The following is a 566-nucleotide window of genomic DNA, read 5'->3' as shown; positions in this document are numbered from 1 at the left end:
CTTTGAAAGAGACACTTTCGGGTTGTGAGGTTAAGCGAATAAGCGTACACGGTGGATGCCTAGGCAATCAGAGGCGATGAAGGACGTGCTAATCTGCGAAAAGCGTCGGTAAGGTGATATGAACCGTTATACCCGACGATATCCGAATGGGGAAACCCAGTATCCAATGGATACTATCATTAACTGAATCCATAGGTTAATGAGGCGAACCGGGAGAACTGAAACATCTCAGTACCCCGAGGAAAAGAAATCAACCGAGATTCCCCTAGTAGCGGCGAGCGAACGGGGAGCAGCCCAGAGTCTTAATCAATAGCAGTGTCAGGAGAACGGTCTGGAAAGTCCGGCAGTAAAGGGTGATAGCCCCGTATCTGAAGATGCTGTTATTGTGAACTCGACGAGTAGGGCGGGACACGTGTTATCCTGTCTGAATATGGGGGGACCATCCTCCAAGGCTAAATACTCCTGATTGACCGATAGTGAACCAGTACCGTGAGGGAAAGGCGAAAAGAACCCCGGCGAGGGGAGTGAAAAAGAACCTGAAACCGTGTACGTACAAGCAGTAGGAG

1 rRNA gene is annotated in these 566 nt (G+C 49.8%); it reads left to right on the top strand.

Annotated elements, in window-relative coordinates:
• Positions 1 to 28: 28 nt before the first annotated feature.
• Positions 29 to 566, top strand: a 23S ribosomal RNA gene (locus HMPREF0693_RS18210); the annotation flags it as partial.

Origin of the sequence: Proteus mirabilis ATCC 29906, from assembly GCF_000160755.1 — a bacterium.
GTDB lineage: Bacteria > Pseudomonadota > Gammaproteobacteria > Enterobacterales > Enterobacteriaceae > Proteus > Proteus mirabilis.
Note: the sequence above shows the minus strand (reverse complement) of the source record. Positions and strands in the feature narration are given on the sequence as shown.